Annotated in this window: 20 protein-coding genes and 1 other annotated feature; of the genes, 17 read left to right on the forward strand and 3 right to left on the reverse strand. The window is 31.4% G+C overall.

Annotated features, from left to right (window positions below):
* The 11 genes from BK011_00005 (at position 1) to BK011_00055 (ending at position 14161) form a co-directional block, all read left to right on the forward strand.
* Positions 1-1383, forward strand: a complete 1383-nt coding sequence (locus tag BK011_00005; GenBank protein AUD64150.1) for a chromosomal replication initiator protein DnaA — start codon at positions 1-3, stop codon at positions 1381-1383.
* Between the two features lie 130 nt (positions 1384-1513).
* On the forward strand, positions 1514-2644 hold the full coding sequence (locus BK011_00010) for a DNA polymerase III subunit beta (GenBank protein ID AUD64151.1): 1131 nt from the start codon (positions 1514-1516) through the stop codon (positions 2642-2644).
* A 170-nt stretch (positions 2645-2814) separates the two neighbouring features.
* A complete protein-coding gene (locus tag BK011_00015; GenBank protein AUD64152.1) occupies positions 2815-3042 on the forward strand; it encodes a hypothetical protein in 228 nt (75 codons plus the stop codon).
* Positions 3020-4066 (forward strand): hypothetical protein, encoded by a 1047-nt coding sequence (locus BK011_00020; protein ID AUD64153.1) that lies wholly within the window; start codon positions 3020-3022, stop codon positions 4064-4066. The genes BK011_00015 and BK011_00020 overlap by 23 nt, the downstream gene beginning before the upstream one ends.
* Complete coding sequence (locus BK011_00025) at positions 4053-5948, forward strand: DNA gyrase subunit B (GenBank protein AUD64154.1); 1896 nt, start codon at positions 4053-4055, stop codon at positions 5946-5948. Before BK011_00020 ends, BK011_00025 begins: the two co-directional genes overlap by 14 nt.
* Before the next feature lie 13 nt (positions 5949-5961).
* Positions 5962-8562 (forward strand): DNA gyrase subunit A, encoded by a 2601-nt coding sequence (locus tag BK011_00030; protein ID AUD64155.1) that lies wholly within the window; start codon positions 5962-5964, stop codon positions 8560-8562.
* Positions 8563-8676: 114 nt separating this feature from the next.
* Positions 8677-8778: a binding site (SAM riboswitch class I), on the forward strand.
* A 51-nt stretch (positions 8779-8829) separates the two neighbouring features.
* Positions 8830-9813, forward strand: a complete 984-nt coding sequence (locus BK011_00035; protein ID AUD64156.1) for a hypothetical protein — start codon at positions 8830-8832, stop codon at positions 9811-9813.
* A complete protein-coding gene (locus tag BK011_00040; GenBank protein AUD64157.1) occupies positions 9806-10471 on the forward strand; it encodes a hypothetical protein in 666 nt (221 codons plus the stop codon). The genes BK011_00035 and BK011_00040 overlap by 8 nt, the downstream gene beginning before the upstream one ends.
* An 11-nt stretch (positions 10472-10482) precedes the next feature.
* Entirely contained in the window at positions 10483-11298 is an 816-nt protein-coding gene (locus tag BK011_00045) for a hypothetical protein (protein ID AUD64158.1), read from the forward strand.
* Between the two features lie 90 nt (positions 11299-11388).
* On the forward strand, positions 11389-13512 hold the full coding sequence (locus BK011_00050; GenBank protein AUD64159.1) for a hypothetical protein: 2124 nt from the start codon (positions 11389-11391) through the stop codon (positions 13510-13512).
* Positions 13505-14161: a hypothetical protein gene (locus BK011_00055; protein AUD64160.1), complete on the forward strand. Its 657-nt coding sequence runs from the start codon at positions 13505-13507 to the stop codon at positions 14159-14161. The genes BK011_00050 and BK011_00055 overlap by 8 nt, the downstream gene beginning before the upstream one ends.
* An 18-nt stretch (positions 14162-14179) precedes the next feature.
* On the opposite strand, the gene BK011_00060 is transcribed toward BK011_00055, so the two are convergent.
* Entirely contained in the window at positions 14180-14980 is an 801-nt protein-coding gene (locus BK011_00060) for a hypothetical protein (GenBank protein AUD64161.1), read from the reverse strand.
* A gap of 83 nt (positions 14981-15063) precedes the next feature.
* Between BK011_00060 and BK011_00065 the strand changes: the two genes are divergently transcribed.
* The 5 genes from BK011_00065 (at position 15064) to BK011_00085 (ending at position 20451) form a co-directional block, all read left to right on the forward strand.
* The gene (locus BK011_00065; protein ID AUD64162.1) at positions 15064-15957 is read left to right on the forward strand and encodes a hypothetical protein; all 894 of its coding nucleotides are present in this window, start codon (positions 15064-15066) and stop codon (positions 15955-15957) included.
* Positions 15950-16822 carry a UTP--glucose-1-phosphate uridylyltransferase gene (locus BK011_00070; protein ID AUD64163.1) on the forward strand — a complete coding sequence of 291 codons (873 nt, stop codon included), beginning with the start codon at positions 15950-15952 and terminating at the stop codon, positions 16820-16822. Before BK011_00065 ends, BK011_00070 begins: the two co-directional genes overlap by 8 nt.
* A 274-nt stretch (positions 16823-17096) precedes the next feature.
* A complete protein-coding gene (locus BK011_00075; GenBank protein ID AUD64164.1) occupies positions 17097-18374 on the forward strand; it encodes a serine--tRNA ligase in 1278 nt (425 codons plus the stop codon).
* A gap of 143 nt (positions 18375-18517) precedes the next feature.
* Entirely contained in the window at positions 18518-19174 is a 657-nt protein-coding gene (locus tag BK011_00080; protein ID AUD64165.1) for a DNA-binding response regulator, read from the forward strand.
* On the forward strand, positions 19171-20451 hold the full coding sequence (locus BK011_00085; GenBank protein ID AUD64166.1) for a hypothetical protein: 1281 nt from the start codon (positions 19171-19173) through the stop codon (positions 20449-20451). Before BK011_00080 ends, BK011_00085 begins: the two co-directional genes overlap by 4 nt.
* On the opposite strand, the gene BK011_00090 is transcribed toward BK011_00085, so the two are convergent.
* A complete protein-coding gene (locus tag BK011_00090) occupies positions 20432-20848 on the reverse strand; it encodes a diadenosine tetraphosphate hydrolase (GenBank protein ID AUD64167.1) in 417 nt (138 codons plus the stop codon). The genes BK011_00085 and BK011_00090 overlap by 20 nt on opposite strands.
* 95 nt (positions 20849-20943) lie before the next feature.
* Between BK011_00090 and BK011_00095 the strand changes: the two genes are divergently transcribed.
* Entirely contained in the window at positions 20944-21534 is a 591-nt protein-coding gene (locus BK011_00095) for a propanediol utilization protein (protein AUD64168.1), read from the forward strand.
* Between the two features lie 145 nt (positions 21535-21679).
* Here the strand turns inward: BK011_00095 and BK011_00100 are convergent, their stop codons facing one another.
* A complete protein-coding gene (locus BK011_00100) occupies positions 21680-22906 on the reverse strand; it encodes a hypothetical protein (GenBank protein ID AUD64169.1) in 1227 nt (408 codons plus the stop codon).
* Positions 22907-23041: the final 135 nt, after the last annotated feature.

Genomic DNA, 23041 nt, shown 5'->3' on the forward strand with positions numbered 1-23041 from the left:
ATGAAAGGGTATATAAATATGAATGAATATGATCAATTATGGCAGAAAATACTAAACGACTTAGAGAATATTTTTTCAGAAGAATTATTTGTGGATGTCTTCGAACCATTGAAGAAAACACATAAGTTTTCTAATGGTCAAATTTACGTCGTAGTCCCTAATGAATTTATCAAGAATAGAATCAATAAGTTTTACATTAATAAGATTAATGAACTTGCTGAAAAATACAATAAGGATAAGATTCATTTTAAATTTGTGACTGAATCAGAACTAATTCCTGAAGAAACACTCATAAGCCCTGAAAGAAACTTAAATCTTAAATATAGACCAGGCAATCTCAATCGAAGTTACACTTTCGATAATTTTGTTGTTGGTAAAAGTAATAATTTTGCATTTAGAATGGCAATGAAAGTCGCTGATCAACCTGGTATGGTTGCAAATCCATTATATATCTTTGGAGATGTTGGCCTTGGAAAAACCCACTTAATGCAAGCTATTGGTAATTATATCTTAGATAATGATATTCATAAAAAAATTATGTATGTAAAAGCTGACGGATTTATTGAAGATTTTGCAAATTTATTAAGAAAAGAAAAAATGGATGATTTTAATCAAAAATATAGAGATATTGATGTTTTATTAGTCGATGACATCCAAATCATGGGTGGTGCAACTAAAACACAAATGGAATTTTTTAAACTCTTCGATTTTTTGTATCATCAAAATAAACAAATTGTTATTACAAGTGATAAACCAGCATCTGAATTGAAGAATATTATGTCCCGTTTAACATCTAGATTTGAAGTCGGATTAACTGTTGATATTCAGGTGCCAGATTTAGAACATCGAATTGAAATTTTAAAAAGAAAATTAGCTACAGAATCATCAGATATTCACGATATTCCTAATAATGTTTTAGAGTTCATTGCCTCATCTTTTGTAACCAATATTAGAGAGCTTGAAGGTGCTTTAAAACGTGTCTTATTTTATTGTTTAGCGAACAACTTAGACTTATCCTTAGAATCAGTTAATGAGGCGCTTGAACCCCTCTTAAAAACGAAACGAAAGAGTAATTCTTTAAACGAAAATAATTACGATAAAATTCAAAGTATTGTAAGTGATTTTTATGGAATCACAGTTGATGATTTAATTGGTAAAAAACGTCATTTAAAATATATACTTCCAAGACATATTTCTATGTACCTTATTAAATCTAAATATAATATCCCTTATAAGACAATAGGTATGTTGTTTGGAGGTAGAGATCATTCAACAGTATTAGCCGCTTGTGAGAAAATAGAAAACGAAATAAAACAAGATTCAAGTCTTAAACTAGCAATAGAAACTATTAATAAAAAAATCGATCATTTCACACAAAATTAATGTTTATAAATTGTTGATAATATGGTATAATAATAGCAGTGTTAAGCCTTTAATTATACTTTCCCACTTATCCACCTTGACTAACAACAATAATTAAAGATTAAATATATAAAATAAAGGAGCTTCCGCTATGATTTTTAATATCGATAGAGATGTATTATTAAATCACCTACTAACTGTACAAAAAGGATTACCTTCTAAAACACCACTTCCCATTTTATATGCTGTGAAGTTTGAAGTGAATGAAGATCATGTGATATTAACAACAAGTAATACAGATGTAGCTATTCAAGTATTAATTGATGATCAATCTATATCAATTAAAGAAACAGGTAAAGTAGCAATACCTGGTCGTTACTTAATTGAAATTATGAGAAAAATTACATCTAAACGTGTTGAGTTTGCATTAATAGAAGATCGTTTGATTGTTATTAAAGCTGATCGATCAGAGTTTAAACTTCGCTTGATGGATGTAGAAGACTATCCAGAAGTGGATTTCCTTGATTTAGATAATCCTATCACATTAGATGCTCAATTATTTAAAAACATTATTAAAGAAACGAATTTTGCTACAGCACAAAGTGAAAAACGTCCAATTTTAACAGGTGTTAACTTTAAATATCGCGATAACCATCTATATTGTGTTGCAACCGACAGTTATCGATTAAGTCAAAAAAATGTCAAGTTAAGAACACATTCTAAAGAATTTGATATTGTTATTCCTAATAAGAGTCTAGATGAACTTAATAAAATTCTAGATACTTCAAATGATGATGTTGAGTTATATATTAACCCAAACAAGGTTTTATTTAAAATGAATAATACCTTATTCCAAACACGATTATTAGAAGGTACTTATCCAGATACAATGAGAATCATTCCTACAGAATTTCCAGTAAGTATCCCGTTTAACAAAGAAGAATTATTACAAGCTGTAGAACGTGTATCTTTACTATCTCCAAGAGATCGAGAAACAAACTACAATATCATTAAAATGACACTAAGAGAAGATCATATTGTAGAAATGAGTTCAACAAATACAGAAGTTGGGGATGCACTAGAAGAAATCATCCCATCTTCAGATGTTATTGGACCAATGATTAAAATCGCTTTTAGTTCAAGATATTTAGTAGATGCACTTAAAGCTTTCTCATCAAATGAAGTCACAATTCAATTTGCTGGAGAAGTAAAACCATTCGTTATTAAAGGTAATCTAGATCAAGATTTACTACATTTAATTTTACCAGTTCGCATCGATTAAAAAGAAAAATATAAAAAATATAAAATAATAAAAAAAGCCGAAATTTCAATTTTAAGGCTTTTTTTTATATAGCCATGAGATGAACATTTATGACCGTTTAAATTGTTGAAAATAGATGATTTTTTCTTTATATTATGATATAATATAAAAGAATACAGAGGGATAAAAAGATGAAAAAATTTAAAATGCACACAGAATTCATAACTTTAGGTCAATTTTTAAAAGCAACTGATTACATCGGTTCAGGTGGTGAAGCGAAGTTTTTTTTATTACAACATGAAGTTTTTGTGAATCACGAAAGAAGAACTGAACGAGGTAAAAAGTTATTTCACGGAGACCAAATTATGATTTTCGATACTGTATATTATTTAGTTTATGATTCAAAAAGTTCAACTTAAAAATTTTAGAAACCACACATATTACACATTAGATATTAAACAACCCTTTGTATATATCTACGGTGAGAACGGTAGTGGTAAAACAAGTATCTTAGAAAGTATATATTTTTGTGCGACAACAAAATCACATCGAACATCTGATGAAAAAGAGTTAATAAAAAAAAATGAACCCTTCGCACAAGTGAAAGTGAAAACTCATGAAGATATATTTGAAATTGTTATTTCTAAAGCAGGTAAAAGAACAAAAATCAATCATATTGAAAAAAGAAAAATCAGTGAATTTGTAGGACATTTAAATGTTGTCATGTTTGCTCCAAATGATTTAGAACTTATTCAAGGCTCTCCTGGATTTAGAAGAAATTTCATGGATTTTGAATTACTACAGGTTGATAAAAAGTATTTACATGATTTAAACGAATATAAACAAATTTTAAAACAAAGAAATAGTTTATTGAAAAAAGTTGATTTAAAAGATGATTTTATATTTTTAGATATACTTGGCAAACAACTTTTTGAAGTTGGGATTAAATTAATTGATCAAAGACAACAATTTATTAAAGAAATTAATGAAATTTTCATCAAGCAATATCAAGCGTTTAGTAGTTACGATGTTAAACTTCTATATAAACCAGATCAAGATAAAAATGGATTTAAAAAATATCTAGAAACTCAACAAAAACAAGATATTTTATACCAGACCACCTTAGCAGGACCACATAGAGACGATTTTTTTATTGGTTTTAGAGGTTTTGATGCAAAATCTTATGCATCACAAGGGGAGACTCGTTTAATCGTCATAGCGCTTAAATTAGCACTGTTAGAATGGATTGAGTCTAAAACACATAAAAAAGTTATATGCCTATTAGATGATGTATTATCTGAACTTGATGAAGATAAACAAAATATATTTTTAAATGCTTTACCAAAAGAACACCAAATCATCATGAATAGTGTCCACAAAATTGATATGGATCACATAGAAATGATTGAACTTATAAAGGAGAAAGAACATGTCAAATTATGATGCATCGAATATTCAAATATTAGAGGGTTTAGAGGCTGTAAGAAAGCGTCCGGGGATGTATATCGGTAGTACTGGAGCACGTGGATTACACCATTTAGTATGGGAGATTATTGACAATTCAATCGATGAAGCTTTAGGTGGATATGCAACAAATATCAAACTTGAAGTACTTAAAGATGATATCATCAGAGTTACTGATGATGGTCGTGGTATACCAGTTGATCTACATCCTAAAACAAATAGACCTGCAGTAGAAACAATTTTGACGTCCCTTCACTCTGGTGGTAAGTTTGATGGTAAATCATATAAAGTTTCTGGAGGATTACATGGTGTTGGTGCATCTGTAGTAAACGCACTTTCAGAATGGTTTGTCGTAGAAATTCATAGAAACAACAAAATCTATGAGCAAAAATATGAACGTGGTTTCCCGATGACTGAAGTGATCGAAATTGGTGAAAGCATTCATACAGGTACAGTGATTACATTTAAAGCAGATCATTTAGTGTTCACTGAGACAACAGTTTATGATTATGAAATATTAAGAAGTCGTGTTCAACAATTAGCGTTTTTAAATAAAGGTATTAAAATTACAATTATAGACACAAGAGGAAATGAACCTATTGAAAACACATATCACTATGAAGGTGGTATCGTTGAATATGTTGAGTTTTTAAATAAAGGTAAAGGAAAAGTTAATCAAGATATTTTATATACAGAAAAAGAAACAGAAGGCATCACGTTAGAAATTGCGTTACAATATAACGATTCTTATTCTACAAATATCTATTCATTTGCAAATAATATCCCAACCCATGAAGGTGGGATGCATGAAGATGGATTTAAACTTGCTTTATCGCGTGTCATTAATAAATATGCAACTGATAACAATTTACTTAAAAAAGATGATAGTTTGATTGGTGAAGATACTAGAGAAGGTTTAACAGCAGTTGTATCTGTTAAACACCCAGACCCTCAATTTGAAGGGCAAACGAAGACAAAACTTGGAAATCCTGAAGTTCGTCAGATTTCAAGTCAAATTGTTGGAGAAGGATTAGAAAGATATTTAGCTGAAAATCCACAAGATGCAAAAGCAATAGTAGAAAAATGTTTACTCGCATCAAGAGCAAGACTTGCAGCTAAAAAAGCAAGAGAAGCAACAAGAAGAAAATCTCCACTTGATCAATTAGGGTTTGCATCAAAACTAGCAGATTGTAGAAGTAAAGATCCAGCAATCTCAGAGATGTATATCGTCGAAGGGGATTCTGCCGGTGGATCAGCAAAACAAGGCAGAGAATCAGAATATCAAGCAATTTTACCACTAAGAGGGAAAGTATTAAATGTTGAAAAAGCAAGATTAGATAAAATCTTGTCAAACAAAGAAATCCTATCTATGATCCAAGCAATCGGTACAGGCATAGGAGAAGAGTTTGATCCAGCAAAAGCAAGATATCATAAAATTGTGATCATGACCGATGCTGATACCGATGGAGGACATATTAGAACTTTACTTTTAACATTCTTCTTTAGATATATGAAACCACTGATAGATTTAGGATATGTTTATGTCGCTCAACCACCATTATATAAAGTTCAACAAGGTAGAAGAGTTGAATATGTTTATACAGATCAACAACTTAATACTTTACTAGAAGAAATGGGCGGTAGACCAACGCTTCAAAGATATAAAGGTCTTGGGGAAATGAATCCTGAACAACTTTGGGAAACAACGATGAACCCAGAAACAAGAACTTTACTACAAGTATCTTTAAAAGATGCTTTAGATGCAGATATGGTATTTAGTATGCTTATGGGTGAGGAAGTTGAACCTAGAAAAAACTTCATTCAAGAAAATGCAATTTATGCAGATAATATTGATGCATAGGAGGATATAACAGATGGAAGAAACAACAAAGACAACCGAAGGTTTAGTAAAAGAGATTAATATCTCAACCGAGATGAAATCCTCATTTTTAAACTATGCAATGAGTGTTATCGTATCACGTGCATTACCTGATATTAGAGATGGATTAAAACCAGTTCAAAGACGTATTTTATATGCAATGAATGATTTAAATATGACAGCAACCAGTGCTCATAAAAAGTCAGCTAGAATCGTCGGTGAAGTGATTGGTAAGTATCACCCACACGGTGATTCAAGTGTTTATGATGCAATGGTTCGTATGGCGCAGCCATTCAACTATAGGATGCCTTTAATTGATGGACATGGTAACTTTGGTTCAGTTGATGGTGATGGTGCAGCAGCGATGCGTTACACCGAAGCTAGAATGAGCAAAATTGCCGGAGAGCTTGTTCAAGACTTAGAAAAAAACACAGTAGATTTTGTTGATAATTATGATGGGTCTGAAAAAGAACCTAGTGTACTTCCAGCAAGATATCCTAACCTTTTGGTCAACGGATCGACTGGGATTGCTGTTGGTATGGCAACCAATATCCCACCACATAATCTGACTGAAGTCATTGATGGCATCTTAGCTTATATGGAAAATGAAGATATTACTATTGCTGAATTAATGGAATATATCAAAGGACCAGACTTCCCTACAGGAGGCCAAATTCTAGGCCTTACTGGATTACGTCAAGCATATGAAACAGGTAAAGGTATTATTGCTGTAAGAGCAACTACAGAGATCGTTTCACATAAAAATAAAAATAGTATCATCGTTACTGAAATTCCTTATCAAGTCAATAAAACAACTTTAATTGAACGTATTGCAGAAATCGCAAAAAACAAAATTGTTGATGGAATTACTGACTTAAGAGATGAATCAAATCGTAAAGGGATGCGCATTGTTATCGAACTTAGACGCGATGTTAATCCACATGTTATGATTAATAACTTATATAAATATACACAACTTCAATCATCATTTGGTATCAATATGATTGCACTTGTTAAAGGGCAACCAATGATGGTTACACTTAAAGATGTTTTGACAAATTATGTAGAACATCAAATCGAAGTAATTCAAAGAAGAACAATTTATGATCTAGATAAAGCAGAAGCAAGAGCTCATATTTTAGAAGGTTTATTAAAAGCTTTACACGATATCGATCACGCAATTGAAATCATCAAAAAGGCTAGTACTGGTGATGAAGCAAAAGAAGCTTTAATGTCAACTTATGAGTTATCAGAAATTCAAGCAAAAGCAATTCTTGATATGAGACTTCAAAGATTAACAGGTTTAGAAATAAATAAGATTGAATCTGAAGCTGCAGATCTCATCGTTAAAATTGATGATTTTAAAGATATTATACGTTCACATGAAAGAAAAACAGAAATCATTAAATCAGAACTAATCATGATCAAAGAAAAATATCATAGCGATAGAATGTCAGAAATCAACCTTCATGAAGATTTAAGTATCGAAAATGAAGACTTAATTCCTGTTGAAGATGTAATCATTACGGTGACTAATAATGGTTATATTAAACGTATGAAAGTGGATCAATATAAAACTCAAAATCGTGGTGGAGTGGGTATGTCAGGTATTAAAGTTCATGACGATGATTATGTAGAACATATCCTAATGACATCAACACACGATTACCACTTATTCTTCACCAATAAAGGTAGAGTTTATAAACTTAAAGGATATCAAATTCCTGAGGGTTCTAGAACTGCTAAAGGTATGCCTATTGTTAACTTCCTAGAGTTCGATAAAGATGAGACACTAGCAAACTTCACAAATGTTAAAGACTTTGAAGATGAAAACTCATTCTTAACCTTTGTTACAAAACGTGGTGTCGTCAAACGTACACATATTTCAGAATATCAACATATCAGAAATAACGGTATTATTGCCTTAACATTAAGAGAAAATGATGAGTTATTGTCAGTAAGACTCACTGATGGCCAAAAAGATATTGTTTTAGGCGCATCAAATGGTAAAGCCATTAGATTTGCTGAATCAGATGTTAGAACTATGGGCCGTACTGCGTCAGGTGTTCGTGGTATGATGATTGCTGATAGTGATCAAATCGTCGGTGCCGCTATCATAGAATCAGATGAACAAGAAATACTTGTTGTTACTGAAAATGGTTATGGTAAACGTACGAATGTTGATGAATATCGTCGACAACTTAGAGGTGGTAAAGGTGTTAAAACATTAAATATCACAGCTAAAAACGGTAAACTATCAACACTTAAAGCTGTATCTGATGAAGATGATTTAATTGTTGTATCAGATAAAGGGGTAGTCATTAGAACACATGTAGATCAAATCTCTAAAACTAAACGCGCAACACAAGGTGTAAGAGTTATTAAACTTAGACCAGATCATCATGTATCTACAGTAGCACTTGTTCCTAGACAAGAAGATGAAGAAGAGATTGAAACTGAACAAGAACAATTTGTTCAAGAAGCAATCCCAGTCGAAGAACAAAAGAAAATCGTTGAAGCAGTTGACTTAGCTCCTGAAGAAGCTGATGAAGATAAAGAAGAAACCGTTGTAAAAGACAGTTTATTTGATGAATAATAATAAGAGACTTTGTCAACCGACAAAGTCTTTTTTCTTACAAAAACGATTTCATCAATAAAAGTATTGTATAACCTAAAAAGTTGTGTTACAATTTAAATAATTTCATAAAATGAACTATCAAGAAGACGGGAGAGATATAGCTCTATGAACGTCTACCAACCGGTTTTATTACAAGGTGGTAATGCTATAAACGATGGAAATTATAGATAATATAAGGTTTCTATCGATGATAGAAGCCTTTTATGTTAATAAGGAGACACATCGATGATTGAATTTGTAAATATACACAAAACGTTTGAGTCAAAACAAGAATCATTTCACGCATTAAAGGATATCAATTTAACCATCAAAGATCATGAGATATTAGGTATTGTTGGGTATAGTGGTGCTGGAAAATCCACACTCATTAGACTCATCAATGGTCTTGCTGTTGCAACATCTGGAAAGATTATGGTTGATAAAGTATCCATCCACGATTTAAAACAGGAGGATTTAAACCGAATGCGTTATGATCTTTCTATGATTTTTCAACATTTTAATCTTGTTGGTAATCTAACCATATATGAAAATATTAAACTTGCTTTAGATATCAAAAAGTACTCAAAAGAGACTAAAGAAAAAAGAATTGATGAAGTCTTAGCGTTAGTAGGTCTACTCGATAAAAAACATAGATATCCTAAAGCTTTATCGGGTGGAGAAAAACAAAGAGTTGGTATCGCAAGAGCAATCGCAAATCACCCTAAATATTTACTATGTGATGAAGCAACTTCTGCACTTGATCAAAAGACAGCTTATGAGATTGTAGAACTCTCAAAAGATATACACAATAAAACCGGACTAAACATTATTTTTATATCTCATCAAATTGAGATTGTAAAGGATTTATGTGACAGAGTTGTTGTTATGGATAGGGGACAAATCATAGAAGATCAGCCGACAAAATCATTGTTTATTAACCCAAAAGAAGAAACCACAAAAAAATTAATTAAACAAGTTATTGATGAGCCGATTCACTTAAAAGACAAGCATTATTTTGAACTTATATATGCTCATGATAATGTTGATGATCGAATTTTAAGTCATATGGTAAAAACATTCAACGTAGATGTAAATATTGTCTATGCAAAGACATTATCCATAAAAAATGATTTGATTGGTTATCTATATATTGAACTTAATGGATCTCAAACTAAAGATGCAATTAACTATCTAAAATCAAAAAATATAGAGGTGAAACGGTATGCTTAGTGAAAGTGAAATTAGACAATATGTCGATGCATTATACGAAACGGTTTACATCGTTGGGATTACTGGAATCTTTGTGTTGGTATTTGGCTTAAGCGTAGGATTTATATTGTTCGTAACACAAAATCCTCACATGACTAAACAAACTAAAACAATGAAGTTGATACATCGAGTGATTGCGACCATCAATGATGCTGCAAGATCAATACCTTTCATCATATTACTTATTATGCTAATACCAATGACAAGACTCTTAGTTGGAACTATGTTAGGACCAAAAGCTGCATTACCGGCACTGATTATAAGCGCTACTCCATTTTTTGCAAGAGTTGTTCATTTAGCACTATTTGAGGTTTCTAATGATACAATAGAAGCAGTAAGGTCTATGGGAGCATCATTTAAACACCTTGTGTATGTGATTTTTAAAGAAGCTCTTCCGGCATTAGTATCTGGGTATACTTTAACACTAGTAACACTGATTGGATTTATGTCTGCAGCAGCAGTCATCGGTGCTGGTGGACTTGCATTTTTGGCATACGAATATGGCAAGTTTGGTAACAATTATACACTTATGTATTTATCCATATTTACCATACTGTTATTCGTATTTATTATTCAAATATTAGGAGATAAAATCTCTAGAAAATTAGACCATAAATAGGAGACAAAAACATGAAAAAAATATTTATATTAGGAACATTATTTTTTACACTAATTACACTTTTTGGATGTTCATCAAGTGATGATACAGAAATTGAAGTAATCGCCACACAATTACCGCATGCGGAGATTCTAGAATTTGCTAGACCTATTCTAGAAGAAAAAGGATATACATTAAAGATTACGACAACATCAGATTATTATTTTCCAAATCCAGCGATTGCAGCTAAAGATGCAGACGCAAATTATTTCCAACATATCCCATTCTTAGATTTATATAATGAAAATAACCCAGACTTTCAGTTAGTGGTAGCTGCTAGAGTTCACATTGAACCGATTGGACTATACGCAAATGAGTATGAGTCACTGGCTGAGATTCCAAATGGTGCAGAAGTATTACTTTCAAATTCTATCTCAGATCATGGACGCGCCTTAAACTTACTTGCTTCAGCAGGATTAATTACCCTTAAAAACGGCGTGGATATCACCGCTTCAAATTTTAATATCAGTGAAGCTATCGAAACTAATCCTAAAAATTTAGTTTTTAGAACAGATGTAGCACCAGATTTTATGATATCTGCTTATCAAAATGAAGAAGCTGATTTATATATTATCAACTCCAACTATGTCTTAGAAGGTGGGTTAGATCCACTCACAGATTCCATCTTCATTGAAGCAACTGATAACAATCCATATGTTAATGTCGTTGCAGTTAGAGAAGATAGATTAGAAGATCCAAAGATATTAGCATTAGTTGAAGTTTTAGAATCAGAAGCAGTAAAAGCATTCATCTTAGAAACATATGGTGGAGCGGTTATTCCTTCATAAGCCCTTTTGGGCTTTTTCTTTTTACCATAGTTTAATATGCTTTTGAAATAGTGTATAATAGTAATTAGCAATTCGGAATTAGGTGACTATATGAAATCTATCAATTTAAAAATCCAATATTTGATATTTATATTAGTGTTTATATTTTTAAACATTATCAATACATATTTTTTAACAATAAGAGAGCTCAATAGATATATTGAGCCTTTTACCCATACATTTATTGGCGAAATCAATCAATTTTTTGGGAATTTTGCTGTTTTATTTTTACTGTTTGTCATCGTAACTTTAATTTTTAAAAAAGCCAAAACAAGAATTAAAACATTAATATATATATCGCTCGTTTTAAACTTTTTGATCTATACATTTGGTGTGTTTAATCTATTTTATGGTACAGCTTTTTCAAGAGATGCTATTGTTATGCTAAAAAACCCAGCAGACGGTTTTGCTTTTGGCATTGTGTTAGAGACACTGTTAGAACTTATTACATATTATAGGATTGTTGTGTTTTTACCAACGATAACATTATTCATTTTGTTTTTAATATCATCAAGAGATCGATTAGCTGAACTTACATTTAAAAACAATATTAAAAAAGTAATGATTGCATTAATTGCATTGATTTCAATTTTTTTCGTTTCCCTAAACAATTATTTCAATATGAAAGCTATAGATGCTCCTGTTGAATCGATGACATCAACATATGCGATTCAAAATTTAGGTGTATATCCATATTACTTAGGACAACTTATGGGTGTTGAATTTGATACAGATTATGAAGAAATATTAAATATAAATAATGATGATGATTTATTTGAAGCCTTCGATGCTTACAATAAAAATAAGGCATCGTATATTAATTTTTTCGATGGAAATACTTATAGTAATCGTTTAATGATTGAAGATGCAGTAAGCAATTTATATGTTGATCCAGAACTTTCAACAAGCTCAGATCTCACAGGCATTTTCAAAGACAAAAATTTGGTTTTGATTCACTTAGAATCAATGAATCAGTTCTTATTAGATCATCCAGAGATTAGAGCTTTTATGCCTTTTATGGATGCAATCTTTGAAGAAAGTTTTGTTTTTAATAATTTCTACAATAATGTAGGTATGGGTGTAAGCTCAGACGGCGAATTAGCTGTACTTACAGGGCTCAACCCTTCCGGAGATGAAACACTTTACTGGGAGTATAATAAAACACCTTATGAACTAACATCATTGGTCAAATACTTTAATCAAGCAAATTACTATACAGAAGCTATCCACGGTGATAAACAAACATTTTATAACCGGGATGTTATTTATCCAGAGTTCTATGGATTTGATGCTTTTTATGCAATTGAAGACTTTATTGAAGATGGTTATGTGATTGAAGAGGGATATCTATTTGATGAAAACGAAGGACTTGTGCATCATTCTCCATGGATTAGTGATTTTCATTTAGCTGATTTCACATACGAATTAGGAAAAAATCTAGAAACAACACAGGAACCATACTTCTTATTCCCTATCACTATGATGGGACACACACCATATGACTATGATCCTTATGGTGGCCTTAGAGAAGATCAATTTCCTGAGTTTGCTGATTTGATTCAAAATATTACATTAAGATATATAAATTACAGTAAATATTATAATGATATCATTCAAAGATTTTTCATGGATGAACATGGTAATGATCAGACACTTGATGATTCAGTTTATGTTTTTTACAGTGATCACGGATCGGGTATAAAAAATGGGGATCTATCAATTTTGTTCGATAAAAATCTTGATCCTATGGAAGAAAGAAAGATGCTTCAACAAGTCACAGCGTTTATATATGCTCCAAGTAATGACACATATGTGACTTATGGTGATTATACGATTAGAAAAGGGTTAATTACGGGAGAGCAGGATTTAGTACGTTCTCAAATTGATTTATATAGAACAATCATAGAGTTATTTGACCTTCCAGCACAAAATGATATGTATTTTGGTGTGCACGGGATGAGCGTTGAACCCACATATGCTTTAGATAATAGGTTGACTGATGTCGCTTTAGATCAGTATTTCTTCTCACTTAGAAATAGAAATCGCATTTATCCTAATCATGAAGTAGTATCTGATGAAGTATATAATTATATTTTAAGATACAAGCTCCTAAGTGATTTTTTATTATCTAAAAGTGATTTACAAAAAATATTAAATGAGATGAATCATGCATAAGAAGCACATGATCAAGCAATTACACTCAACATTTTATGTTGCTGTTGGATTTGCATTATTCACATTTATTTTTGGAATGATTTTAGCAAACGGATTAGTCGTCTTCTTATCTTGGAATATTGCTTTAGCAATCATTGTCTATGGGCTAAGTTATATATCCTTAAATCTTTATATAAAAAAAGCATATCGACATTTATCATGGATAGGTATAGGTTTATGGGTTATATTTTTTCCAAATAGTTTTTATATCATCACTGATACCATTCATTTTCAAAACTATGATTTTTTCCAGGTATATCCCAATATATATCAATTAGAGATTTATGACTGGTACGTGTTCTTTATCGTAACGATTGCGATGATGATAGGTATCAAATTAGGATTATTATCTATTTCAAACATTAAAAAAATAATACCCCAAAAATATATGAAGTATGAAGCTATAGGGCTAATCATGTTGTTCTTCTTAGCAAGTATCGCTATATATCTAGGTAGATTTATTCGATTAAATTCATGGAACATATTTGATCTTTCATCTATATTTTCTGGAATATTTAATCATTTTGAATTCTTCACGATATTTGTCATTTTATTTACAATAATCCACGGAGTCATCTATATTTTGTTTAAAGAAAAGGAGATTGAATAAAATCAATCTCCTATATTTTTAAATAAAGTGAAGTACCAAAGATATACCACCAACAATTAGACAATAAATCGCAAAATAAATTAAGTTTTTAACCTTTACATATTTATAGAAAATGCGTACAGATAATAAACTGAAAATAAAACTCATGATAAATGCTAAACTATATCCAATCACATGGATGGATTCGCTTGCATGTAGAGCTTCGTAAAACCCGAGTAACATGACTGGGACCGAGACTAAAATATAGCTAAGAAATGAGAATTTTAAAACTTTTTTCAACTCAATCTTTTGAATGAGACCACCACTCATCGTAATCCCACTTCTTGATATTCCAGGGAATATCGCAAACATTTGAAATGAACCGATAATTAAAGCATTCTTCCATGATATATCTTTTTTCCATTCGATATCTCTTACCATGTAAACGTAGAACAATAAACCAGATGTCACAACTAATGCAAATCCTACAGACAGTAAGTCTTCTGGAAGCATATCTTTAAACAATAAACCAAAGATGCCAATAGGAATCACGGCAATGATTAATTTGACCACATATTCAAAATCTTGTTTATAGTTTTCTTCTTTTTTAAATAAGAATTTAAACGTACCGACGATTAAGTCTTTAATATCTTTTCTAAAAAACAATAGCAATGCCAGAAATGATCCTGTATTTGTTATCATTAAAAAAATGGTTAAGTTTGTAAGATCAATATCAAGCAAATGACTAAATAACGTTAAATGACCACTACTTGATACAGGGAAAATTTCTGTTATGCCTTGAATAATGCCTAATATTATGTATTTAATAATATCTATCATGTTATCACCAAACTTATTATAGCATAGATGAAAGTGAAAAAATATGTTAAAATAATATCAATCATCAGACATAAGGAGCATATATGAAACAACTTGTAAAAATCATTAAAGGTAGCCTCGTTGGTATGGGAAGTATTCTTCCTGGCATCTCAGGTTCTATGGTTGCAGCTATTTTAAAAATATATCAATATCTCATAGATGCATTAAACGATTTTCTCAAAAAACCAATCAAATCCATCTTATCAGTATGGGAATATATCATAGGTGTCATTTTAGGTTTTATCATTGGATTTGTATTTATAGATTTATTTTATGACATCGCCCCAATCCCAATTACATTCTTATTCATTGGATTCATCTTAGGCGCAATACCATCTCTAATTAAAGAAGTTAAATTAAAATCATATAAATGGCATCATTACTTAACATTCATCATCGCAATTTTAGCAATGATTGGTTTTATTTTCATCAAGGAATCAGAAAATAATCCTGATAGTTTATTTTATTACGTTTCTGTATTTTTTGTAGGTGTTATCTATGCAGTCGCTTTAATTATTCCTGGGCTTAGCGGGTCAACAATGCTTATGGCATTTGGATATTTTCAATTATTAATCAATTTAGTTGATGATATAGCAAAGGCGTTTGTTACCCTTAATTTTACAGAAATCGCATCACAACTACCGATGTTATTCTTACTCATATTGGGAGCACTTATTGGGTTGATTCTTGTAGGAAAACTCATGCATTATTTATTACATCATTTTAAAACACATTTCTATCTAGCGGTATTAGGTATTGTCGTTATATCGCCATTTAATATTTTGTTTACACTTCAAGAAAATACAACAGCTAATGTATTTCAAGCAAATTTTTGGAGTTATTTTATAGGTGCGCTATTATTTATTATAGGTATTTTAATTACATTCAGTTTATCAAATAAAAAAGAAGAGCCAAAAGGAGAGATCATTCATGATTAGAAAAGCAGTGATTCCAGCAGCGGGGTATGGCACAAGATTTTTACCAATTACAAAAGCATTACCAAAAGAATTGTTACCGATTATAGATAGACCAACGATTGAATATATTGTTGATGAAGCGATTAAATCGGGTATTACCGACATTTTACTTATTGTAAGTAGTAATAAAAATGCAATCATTGATTATTTTGATTACAACATAGAATTAGAAACAATTCTTTTATCGAAGCAAAAAGAAGAAGAGTATCATTTAGTTCGAAATATTGCTAAGGGTGCCAACCTTCACTTCATTAGACAAAAAGAACAACTCGGTTTAGGGCACGCTGTTCTACAAGCAGAAGCTTTTATTGGCAATGAACCATTTGCAGTTCTTTTAGGTGATGATATGTATGTTACAGAAGGCACTCCAGCCATTAAACAGATGATGGATGCATTTGAAAAAACAAATCAATCGATTTTAGGCACGATGGAAGTTGCATATGAAGACACTTATAAATACGGTATTTGTACGCCTAAAGAAGAGAAAAAAGGACCACTTGTTGAATTAAAAGACGTAGTGGAAAAACCAGATATAGAAGTTGCACCATCAAGATCAGCAATCGGTGGTAGATATATTCTTACTCCAACTATTTTTGAATACTTAAAAAACCAACAAAAAGGTAAAGGTAACGAAATTCAATTAACAGATGCAATCCTTAGACTTATGAAAAAAGAAAAAGTTTATGCATACGATATAGATGCAAAGCGTTATGATGTTGGAAATAAACTAGATTATGTTGAAGCTATCTTAGATTTTGGATTGCAAAAAGATGAATTAAAAGAAGGATTAAAAGCTTTAATCAAAGAAAAAGCAAAACACTTATAATTCACTTTACATTTTTGCAGTTAAACTCTATAATATAAGTAACACGTAAGAAAGACTAGTAGTATCTGATTTGTTTTAAAGAGAGAACACGTTGGTGAGAGTGTTTAAACAAACGTATATGAATCTACTTTCCTAGTGATGCTAATCACATCCGTAAATCTGCGTTAAAGATTAAGTTAAAGTGCTAGGGTAACCTAGAACTAAGGTGGTACCGCGAACTTTCGTCCTTAGACATCATGTCTGAGGACTTTTTATTTTAAAGGAGGATATTAAAATGTTAGATTTAAAATTTGTTACAGAAAACATCGATAAGGTTATAGAAAACTTATCTAAAAGACAAGGGGATTTTAGTTATTTAAAAGAACTAGAAGCCTTGCAAGAACAAAGAAAGCATATCATCGTTGATGTTGAATCAAAAAAAGCTTTAAGAAATGAATCTTCTAAAAAGATAGGAGAACTCAAAAGAAATAAACAAGATGCAACACATATCTTAGAACAAGTTAAAGACTTAGGCGATGAAATCAAAGTCATGGATGATAAACTTAAAGAAATCGAAGAAAAAATCTTCGATATTTTAGCAATCACACCAAACTTACTTCATGAATCAGTGCCTTTTGGTGAAGATGAAACAAAAAATGTTGAAATCAGAAAAGTTGGCGAACCTAAATCATATGACTTTGAAGTCAAAGATCATGTAGAACTCGGTGAGAAACTCGGTATTCTAGATTTTGAAAGAGCTGCTAAAATTACAGGCACTCGATTTGTTGTCGATAAGGGTTTAGGCGCTAGACTCGAAAGATCTCTTATTCAGTTCATGATGGATATGCATAGTTTAAACCATGGATATGAAGAAGTTATTCCACCGTTTATTGTTAATGATAAAAGTATGTATGCCACGGGGCAGTTTCCTAAATTCAAAGAGGATAGTTTTAAACTGGAGTTAAAGGATCAAAATTACTACTTAAACCCAACTGCTGAAGTACCAACCATAAACCTATATCGTGATGAAATTATCGATGGTGATTTATTGCCTATTAAATACTGTAGCTATACAACTGCATTTAGATCTGAAGCAGGATCTGCAGGAAGAGACACGAAAGGTATTTTAAGACAACACCAGTTCAATAAAGTTGAACTTATTAAGTTTACTACACCTGAATCATCATATGATGAACTAGAGCGTATGTTAATCAATTCTGAAGAAGTACTCAAACAGTTAGAATTACCTTATAGAGTCGTTTCTTTATGTAGTGGAGATATGGGCTTTGGTATGGCAAAAACATATGATTTAGAAGTTTGGTTACCAGGACAAAATAAATATCGTGAAATCGGATCTATCTCTAATGCAGAAGATTTTCAAGCTAGACGTGCTAATATTAGATTTAAACGTACAAAAGATAGTAAAACTGAATACGTACATACTTTAAATGGATCTGGTTTAGCAGTAGGCAGAACCATGATTGCGATTATTGAAAATTATCAAAATAAAGATGGATCAATTACTGTTCCTAAAGCACTAGTCCCATATATGAAGGTTAATGTTATTAAATAACATAATTTCACATTAAAAAAACATAGACATCACATAGTGTTTTGTTATACTATAGGTACTTCATTTTTCTCTTTATTTATAGACTCTATGTTATAATAAGTGTGCAAACGCACACTTATTTTACTATATAGGAGGGTGCTCATATGAAAATCTATTATGTTGAAGACGAACAAGATTTAGCTGGTATTATCAAAAAATATTTAATGAGAGAAGGATTTGACGTCACTGTTTTTTTTGATGGTGAATCTGCAATGGAACATATTCATGATGATGTTGATTTATGGATTTTAGATATCATGCTTACTGGTGATGTGAGTGGATACGATATCATTAAAGCACTTAAGGCAAATGAATCTGATGCAGCGGTTATTTTTACGTCTGCCAGAGACCAAGATTTAGATAAGATTATGGGATTAGAGCTAGGGAGTGACGATTATTTAGCTAAACCTTATTCTCCAAGAGAACTCATATTAAGAGTTAAGGCTGTACTCAAAAGACAAAGTCACTTTCAAGTATCAGAAATTATTCACTATGATCAATATGAGATTAATATTACAAAAAGAGAAATAAAAGCAAATGATGGAATGATTGATCTTACAAATAAAGAGTTTGAATTACTATCTTTTTTCATCAAAAATCCGAATAAAGCTTTTTCTAGAGAAGAAATATTAAAGCACGTTTGGGGAGATAATTACTACGGTAGTGACCGTGTTGTTGATGATCTTCTTAGACGCTTAAGACATAAGATGCCTGAATTAAAGATTGAAACGATCTACGGATATGGATATCGCTTATTATGAGAAAATTTAAAAAACTGAAATTATCGACACAAATTAATCTTATTTTTACGATTGTAACTGTGCTGACTAGTTTCGTTTTTTTGTTTGCAGTCACACAAGTCATAAGAGAATCAAGAGTACAACAGAACAAGGATCAACTTAATGCCTATTTCAATGAAATCATTCAAATGGCACCATTATCAAGACCAACAAATAATAGATACAACGGATATGTTGTTTATCAAAACGGAAGATTGCTTTATGCTTCGAGTAATTTTAGCGACGTGTTAGACGATCAATATACGACAAGTAGACTTTATCAAATGTTTAGTGTAAGACCAGGTTTTGAAGCTGAAGATATTGAAGATGATAAAACATATTATTTTAGATTTCAAAGAAGATCTGATTCAGACTTTGTCATCGTGTTTACTGGAGATGACTATTTATCTGTTACAAATACAAGATTTTCAGCTGTCGTATTAGTGAGTTTGGTTGCAATCATACTTCTAGGTAATATAACCATACTTATGTGGTCTAGAATTACAGTTGATCGTGTTAAACACCTTGAAGGTGAAGTCGCACTACTTACAAAAAACAATTATAAAGTACCTATTAAAATGGGTGGAGATGACGAAATCACTGATTTGGCAAGAACAATTGAAAAGATGAGACGTGAGATCGAGCTTAATGAAAATATCAAGCAAGAAATGCTCCAAAATATATCTCATGATTTTAAAACACCAATTGCTGTTATTAGATCTTATGCAGAAGCTATTTCTGATGGCATATCTGATCCTAAAGAAGCAAAGATCGTCATCAAACAAGCAGATATATTAAATCAAAAAGTTAAACAACTGCTAGAGCTTAATAAGTTAGAGTATTTAAAAGATCCGTCTACATTTGAGACGATTAGAATAAAGGATTTAATTAAAAACATCATAAATCAACAAAAATATAGGACACAGATAAAAATAAAAACAGAGTTAGATGACTCAACATATTTTGCAACCAAAGAAAATCTATTAACTGTATTTAGTAATATTTTAGATAATGCACTTAGATATGCTAAAAAAGAAATAAAGATTACGTTAAATAATAAAAAACTCACCTTCTATAACGATGGTGAGCCAATAAGTGATAAATTTATAGAACAATTATTCAAGCCATACGAAAAAGGCAGCAAAGGCCAATTTGGTTTAGGGATGAGTATTGTTCAAAAGACTTGTGAACATTTCAATTTACAGTTATCTGTTAAAAATGTTAATCCAGGTGTTGAGTTTACGATAGAGCCTCTATAATTTGGAGTGCTCTTTTTTTATACATTTCTTTTGATGTTTCATTCATGTGGTTTGTAAACTTAAATGAAACATCTGACAAATCGAATCTTGGAATGACATGGAAGTGGAAATGAAATACGGTTTGACCAGCAACTTCACCATTATTACTTAAGATGTTTAATCCTTTTAATGGGAAAGCTTCCTTACATGCATTAGCTATTTTTTTTGTAATTAAAATTGTATGAGCTAACAAATCATCGGGTACTTCAAAAATGTTTTCATACGCTTTTTTAGGTACAACAAGCGTATGCCCCTCAGTCGCTTGTGATATATCTAAAAACGATATCACTAAATCATCTTCATAAACGATATGAGCTGGGATTTCTCTGGCAATAATTTTTTCAAATATTGTCGACATAAATACACCTCTTTCTTGGCTTTATTCTATCATAATTTCGTTGAAAAACATATCAAAAAATGATATAATCATTTCGTATGTAGGAGGAATAGAATATGAAAAAAATACCAGTAGGAATATCTGGTCGTCATCTCCATGTAACACAAGAACATTTAGAAACACTATTTGGTAAAGGTTACGAGTTGACACCGATGAAAGATTTAAGTCAACCAGGACAATACGCTGCAAACGAAAAAGTAGACGTAATGAGTCCACAAGGTAAACTTTTATCAGGTGTACGCATCTTAGGTCCGGTGCGCCCAGCATCACAAGTAGAGATTTCAAGAAGTGACGCTTTAAGATTTAAATTTGAAGCACCAGTAAGATCATCTGGTGATGTAGTAGGTTCAGGACCATGCACATTAATTGGTCCAAAAGGACAAGTTGAGTTAAGCGAAGGTGTAATCATTGCAGATCGCCATATCCATTTTTCAGATGAAGAAGCGAAACAATTTGGTGTAACAAATGGACAAGTTGTAAGTTTAAAAGTTAACGGTGTTAAAGCAGGTATCTTAGATAATGTTTTATGTCGTGTAAGTCCGAAATATGCATTAGATTGCCATTTAGATACAGATGATGGTAGTGCGTTTATGTTAGTGACTGGTGATGAAGTCGAACTAGTTAAGTCATACACAATCAATGAATAAGCACCTTTAGGTGCTTTTTTACCATAAGCAACCGGTAAAGATGTCAAGCACTAAAAATTAAAAAAACGAGTAAAATTTAATAAAAAGCATCATTTAAAGACATGCTTAAAAAAGTAAAAGTTATAAGAATTAATCTAATTAAGTTTTACTTATAAAGTCTATTGGTACTCAACAAACCATAGATAAGACGAATAAGTTTTCTAGCAGTTAAGGCGAGTGCACGTTTGTGTTGATGAGTCGTGACTTCATCATATTTCTTATGATAAAAATCACGATACTCAGGTATATGAATTCTAGCCATGTTGGCTGCTTGGATTAAAAAGTAGCGCAAATATTTATTTCCAGTTTTAGTCATGTAAGTCTCATCAGCGGTGAATTTCCCGGATTGATTTTTACGCCAGGTAATACCTGCATATTTAGCAAGTGCATCATTGGATTCAAACTGACTAATATCAACAATCTCAGCTAAGATACCGGCTGCATAAACTTTACCAATACCAGGTATAGACGTTAAGATTTGATAGTGATCATGATTAAACCCAGCGACTTGTCGCAAAATGGCTTTATCAATATCTTTCATTTCATGTTCATAACATTTAATGACATTTATGGATGAGGCGAGAGCTGTATTAATAGGATCATAAGAAACTTTATCAAGACGATAAGAATCTCTAGCAGCTTTTTGGATCTTAGCAGCGATATCAAGTGAATTATCAAAGCGATTTTTACTTGATTTAGCAACAAAGTCAGATAAATCTTCTAAAGATGAATCGATAATATCATCAATGGTTTTATAATCTAATAAGAGATCAACAGCAGTTGATCCAAAGTTATTAGAAAATATAGTTTCAAAGTTAGAAAACTTTATAAACACGTTATTAAGGGCATAAACCTTCTCATTGGATAGTTTTTCAGCAATATGAAGTCTATGCCTTGTGAGTCTTTCTAAAGCAAGTCTTTGACCACCTTTAAAGGGAGTTAACTCATCGGTTCTTCCAACTCTAGCAATATCAGCTAAGATGTAAGCATCTTTAGGATCAGTTTTATCCATATCAGCAAAACTTTTTCTATAATTTTTAGAAATTTTAGGATTGATGAGATAAACTTTGATATCGAAAACACTCAAAAACTTAGAAGCTGATAAGTAGGTCGCAAGATGACCGGAGTAAACACCAGTTGACTCTAAGATGACAATGACTTTAGAGAGATGATGTTTATCAAGAAGTTTTAAAATATGCGTTTCAATTAAGTTCGCACCATCTTGGGTATTAGGAATATTGACAGATAAAAGTTTATCACGATTAAAGTTAAGTGCATAAACGTGATTGGACAGTTTAGCAACGTCAATACCAACACATAAAGTATGATTCAAAAGAACACCTTCTTTCAAGGGAAAATAGATATAAGAGAAGTCCTAGCCTTGAAAGACAACTGCAGCCTCGCCAATAAGAAACCACCGTTAGACATAGAAGTTGAGTGAAATCTAACGGGTAACAACAACCGGTTA

It is taken from the genome of Tenericutes bacterium MZ-XQ, assembly GCA_002838205.1.
In the GTDB taxonomy this organism is placed as follows: domain Bacteria; phylum Bacillota_I; class Bacilli_A; order Acholeplasmatales; family Acholeplasmataceae; genus Mariniplasma.

Coding starts and splice junctions, on each gene's coding strand:
- BK011_00005 (AUD64150.1), top strand. CDS start 1: ATGAAAGGGTATATAAATATGAATGAATATGATCAATTATGGCAGAAA.
- BK011_00010 (AUD64151.1), top strand. CDS start 1,514: ATGATTTTTAATATCGATAGAGATGTATTATTAAATCACCTACTAACT.
- BK011_00015 (AUD64152.1), top strand. CDS start 2,815: ATGAAAAAATTTAAAATGCACACAGAATTCATAACTTTAGGTCAATTT.
- BK011_00020 (AUD64153.1), top strand. CDS start 3,020: ATGATTCAAAAAGTTCAACTTAAAAATTTTAGAAACCACACATATTAC.
- BK011_00025 (AUD64154.1), top strand. CDS start 4,053: ATGTCAAATTATGATGCATCGAATATTCAAATATTAGAGGGTTTAGAG.
- BK011_00030 (AUD64155.1), top strand. CDS start 5,962: ATGGAAGAAACAACAAAGACAACCGAAGGTTTAGTAAAAGAGATTAAT.
- BK011_00035 (AUD64156.1), top strand. CDS start 8,830: ATGATTGAATTTGTAAATATACACAAAACGTTTGAGTCAAAACAAGAA.
- BK011_00040 (AUD64157.1), top strand. CDS start 9,806: ATGCTTAGTGAAAGTGAAATTAGACAATATGTCGATGCATTATACGAA.
- BK011_00045 (AUD64158.1), top strand. CDS start 10,483: ATGAAAAAAATATTTATATTAGGAACATTATTTTTTACACTAATTACA.
- BK011_00050 (AUD64159.1), top strand. CDS start 11,389: ATGAAATCTATCAATTTAAAAATCCAATATTTGATATTTATATTAGTG.
- BK011_00055 (AUD64160.1), top strand. CDS start 13,505: ATGCATAAGAAGCACATGATCAAGCAATTACACTCAACATTTTATGTT.
- BK011_00060 (AUD64161.1), bottom strand. CDS start 14,980: ATGATAGATATTATTAAATACATAATATTAGGCATTATTCAAGGCATA.
- BK011_00065 (AUD64162.1), top strand. CDS start 15,064: ATGAAACAACTTGTAAAAATCATTAAAGGTAGCCTCGTTGGTATGGGA.
- BK011_00070 (AUD64163.1), top strand. CDS start 15,950: ATGATTAGAAAAGCAGTGATTCCAGCAGCGGGGTATGGCACAAGATTT.
- BK011_00075 (AUD64164.1), top strand. CDS start 17,097: ATGTTAGATTTAAAATTTGTTACAGAAAACATCGATAAGGTTATAGAA.
- BK011_00080 (AUD64165.1), top strand. CDS start 18,518: ATGAAAATCTATTATGTTGAAGACGAACAAGATTTAGCTGGTATTATC.
- BK011_00085 (AUD64166.1), top strand. CDS start 19,171: ATGAGAAAATTTAAAAAACTGAAATTATCGACACAAATTAATCTTATT.
- BK011_00090 (AUD64167.1), bottom strand. CDS start 20,848: ATGTCGACAATATTTGAAAAAATTATTGCCAGAGAAATCCCAGCTCAT.
- BK011_00095 (AUD64168.1), top strand. CDS start 20,944: ATGAAAAAAATACCAGTAGGAATATCTGGTCGTCATCTCCATGTAACA.